The 3,258-nt window shown below is 62.8% G+C and carries 7 protein-coding genes and 1 tRNA gene (1 of these 8 only partly in view); all 8 read left to right on the forward strand.

The features are described 5' to 3' along the window. The first annotated feature begins 97 nt into the window (after positions 1–97). Positions 98–247: a 50S ribosomal protein L33 gene (locus A2X88_05560; protein OGP33539.1), complete on the forward strand. Its 150-nt coding sequence runs from the start codon at positions 98–100 to the stop codon at positions 245–247. A 13-nt stretch (positions 248–260) separates the two neighbouring features. Beyond that, positions 261–337 (forward strand) — tRNA-Trp (locus tag A2X88_05565). A 123-nt stretch (positions 338–460) separates the two neighbouring features. Then, positions 461–649 (forward strand): preprotein translocase subunit SecE, encoded by a 189-nt coding sequence (locus A2X88_05570; protein ID OGP33550.1) that lies wholly within the window; start codon positions 461–463, stop codon positions 647–649. A gap of 19 nt (positions 650–668) precedes the next feature. Continuing rightward, the gene (locus A2X88_05575; GenBank protein OGP33540.1) at positions 669–1,196 is read left to right on the forward strand and encodes a transcription termination/antitermination factor NusG; all 528 of its coding nucleotides are present in this window, start codon (positions 669–671) and stop codon (positions 1,194–1,196) included. Between the two features lie 21 nt (positions 1,197–1,217). Then, the gene (locus A2X88_05580; GenBank protein ID OGP33541.1) at positions 1,218–1,640 is read left to right on the forward strand and encodes a 50S ribosomal protein L11; all 423 of its coding nucleotides are present in this window, start codon (positions 1,218–1,220) and stop codon (positions 1,638–1,640) included. Between the two features lie 22 nt (positions 1,641–1,662). Beyond that, positions 1,663–2,361: a 50S ribosomal protein L1 gene (locus A2X88_05585; protein OGP33542.1), complete on the forward strand. Its 699-nt coding sequence runs from the start codon at positions 1,663–1,665 to the stop codon at positions 2,359–2,361. A 221-nt stretch (positions 2,362–2,582) separates the two neighbouring features. After that, complete coding sequence (locus tag A2X88_05590; protein ID OGP33543.1) at positions 2,583–3,122, forward strand: 50S ribosomal protein L10; 540 nt, start codon at positions 2,583–2,585, stop codon at positions 3,120–3,122. A gap of 28 nt (positions 3,123–3,150) precedes the next feature. Continuing rightward, a protein-coding gene (locus tag A2X88_05595) for a 50S ribosomal protein L7/L12 (GenBank protein ID OGP33544.1) crosses the window boundary here: on the forward strand, positions 3,151–3,258 show its 5' portion. It continues 270 nt past the right edge of the window; 108 of the gene's 378 nt are visible here — the first part of the coding sequence; its start codon is at positions 3,151–3,153; the stop codon falls past the right edge of the window.

A 3,258-nucleotide genomic window follows, 5' to 3' on the forward strand; every position in this document is an offset into this window, starting at 1 on the left:
GTTCGCGATCCGGGAGGGGGGCCGCACCGTGGGCGCCGGGGTCGTGTCGGAAATCCTGGAATAACGCGGGTCGCGCGGAAACGGGGAGACGGGCGGAATGAGAGACATCATCACGCTGGCCTGTTCCGAGTGCAAGAACCGGAACTACACGACGACGCGGAACAAGAAGACGATGACCGAAAAGCTGGAGCTGAAGAAGTTCTGCTCCACCTGCCGGAAGCACACGGCGCACAAGGAAACCAAATAGACGGCACGGGGGAAGGCCAGTAGCTCCAACGGCTAGAGCAGCGGACTCCAAATCCGCGGGATGGGGGTTCGAATCCCTCCTGGCCTGCCATCCTTTTCGGGGACGGGAGATACGGGAACCATGGCGAGGTCGCTGAAGGACAGGTTGCTCGAGCGCCTTCCGGGGACGCGGACGGCGTCGGACGATGTGCGGCAGCGGAAGGCAGGGGGCGGGATCGCGGAGAAGACGACCCTGTTCCTGAAGGAGTTCAAGACCGAGATGAAGAAGGTGACCTGGCCGGGGAGGAAGGAAACGGCCTCCTCCACGGCGGTGGTGATCGTCACCGTCATGATCATCGTCGTGTTCCTGGGGCTGGTCGACTACGCCCTGGGGCGCATCGTGTATTCCGTCCTGAACTACTAACTTCCCGTACGAGGAAACGATGGCCAGACAGTGGTACGTGGTCCATACCTATTCGGGGTATGAGAGAAAAGTGAAGGAATCGCTCGAGAACCGGATCGAAAGCGAGGGGATGCAGGAACGGTTCGGCGACGTGCTGATCCCGTCCGAGACGGTCGTGGAGATGAAGAAGGGGAAGAAGCGGACGGGGACGCGGAGCTTCTTCCCGGGCTACCTCCTGGTCCAGATGGAGCTGGACGACCGCACCTGGCATCTCGTCCGGCACACCCCGAAGGTGACCGGCTTCGTGGGGGGGAAGAGCCCCGCCCCGATCCCGGAGTCGGAGGTGGAGGACATCAAGTCGCAGATGGCGGAAGGGCGGATCAAGCCCAAGCCGAAGGTGACCTTCTCCGAGGGGGAGAACATCCGCGTGACGGACGGCCCCTTCTCGAACTTCAACGGCATCGTGGACAGCATCAAGCCGGAAAAGGGAAAGGTGATCGTGCTCGTCTCCATCTTCGGACGGGCCACCCCGGTCGAACTCGATTTCACGCAGGTCGAAAAAAGCTAACCGGACGGCGGGAGAGAACCCATGGCGAAGAAGATCATCACGCAGATCAAGCTGCAGATTCCGGCCGGGAAGGCGAACCCCTCCCCCCCCGTGGGACCCGCCCTCGGGCAGCACGGGGTGAACATCATGGAGTTCTGCAAGGCGTTCAACGCGAAGACCGCCTCGCAGGAGGGGATGATCATCCCGGTCGTCATCACGGTGTACGCCGACCGGTCGTTCGCCTACATCACCAAGACCCCGCCGGCCTCGGTGCTCCTGCTGAAGGCGGCCGGGATCGAGAAGGGGAGCAAGACCCCCAAGCGGGAAAAGTGCGGGCAGATCGACAGGGCGAAGGTCGAGGAGATCGCGAAGCTGAAGATGGTCGACCTGGACGTGAAGGATCTGGCCGCCGCCGTCAAGACCATCGAGGGAACCGCCCGGAGCATGGGGCTGGAAGTCGTCTGATCGGGAACGGAGGGAGAGAGAAATGCCGAAGCACGGGAAGAAATACCTGGCGTCACGGAGCAAGGTGAACAGGGAGGCAAAGGTATCTCTCGACGAGGCGTTGGACCTGATCAAGGATGCGGCGGTCGCCAAGTTCGACGAAACGGTGGAAGTGGCGATGCGCCTGGGGGTCGACCCGAAGTATCCGGACCAGCAGGTTCGCGGGTCCGTCGTGCTTCCGAACGGCACCGGGAAGAACGTCCGGGTCGTCGTGTTCGCCAAGGGAGAGAAGGAGAAGGAGGCCACGGATGCCGGCGCCGACTTCGCGGGGAGCGAAGACCTCGTCGCGAAGATCCAGGGGGGATGGCTCGACTTCGACAAGGCGGTCGCGACCCCCGACATGATGGGGGCCGTCGGCAAGCTCGGGAAGATCCTGGGGCCCCGGGGGCTGATGCCGAATCCGAAGGTGGGGACGGTGACCTTCGAGGTCGGGAAGGCGGTCCGGGACCTCAAGGGGGGGAAGGTCGAGTTCCGGGTCGACAAGACCGGGACCCTCCATTCCGGGATCGGCCGGATCAGCTTCGGGAAGGAGAAGATCCGGGAGAACTTCCTCGCGTTCTTCGAGGCGATCATGAAGGCGAAGCCGTCGGCCGCCAAGGGGAACTATATCCGGACGGTGGCCCTCTCCTCCACGATGGGTCCCGGGGTCAAGCTCAACGTGAGCATGTTGCAGGCGGAGTAGATTCCAATTCGCTCTTTGCACATTCGGCAACTTCCTTTGTCAAGGACCGCGGGTTCGCCGGAGGCGACCAAGGGGGCGGGACGTTCCGTCCGCCCGGCCCGCGCAGACAAGGGGAACGGCGGGAGATGTCCGGTACGCGAGTGCGGCCCTCACCTTGCCTTCGCCCCTTCTGCCTTTGACGGGAGTCGGATGCAGCAGGAAACACCACGAGGAAAGGAGGGGTGAGCAAGGTGAAAAAGGCCAACAAGGTGGACGCTGTAGAGCGATTGCGGGAGTCCATCGCCTCCCAGAAGGGGGCGGTCATCGCGGAGAACCTGGGTCTGACGGTCGCCGAAGTCACGCGTCTTCGAAAATCGCTTCGTGAGGCCGGCGCGGAATTCCGGGTGGTGAAGAATACCCTGATCCGCCTGGCCGCCAAGGACACCGGGTTCGAGAAGGTCTCGGACAGCTTCGTCGGACCGACAGCGGTCGCGTTCGCAACATCCGATCCGGTGGCCCTGGCGAAGGCGATGAAGGTGTTCGCCGCCGGGAGCCCGAAGATCCGGCTGAAGGGGGGGTACCTCGACGGGAAGGCCTTAAGCGTCAGGGAAGTAGAGGCGCTGGCGGATCTCCCCGGGCGGGACGTGCTGATCGCGCAGCTGGTGGGCGCACTGGCGTCTCCGTTGCGCAGGCTGGCCCAGGCGCTTTCCGGACCGCAGAGGAAGATCGTATACGCGTTGCAATCCATTCACGACAAGAAATCCACACCACAGACTGCCTGATCCAGGGGAGGATCCGAAGATGGCCACAATGAGCAAGGAAGAATTTATAACCATGATAGAAGGACTTACGGTTCTTGAGTTGAACGGGTACGTAAAGGCTCTCGAAGACCACTTCGGAGTGACGGCCGCCGCTCCT

The sequence above is a fragment of the Deltaproteobacteria bacterium GWC2_65_14 genome (assembly GCA_001797615.1).
Taxonomy (GTDB): Bacteria; Desulfobacterota; Deferrimicrobia; order Deferrimicrobiales; family Deferrimicrobiaceae; genus GWC2-65-14.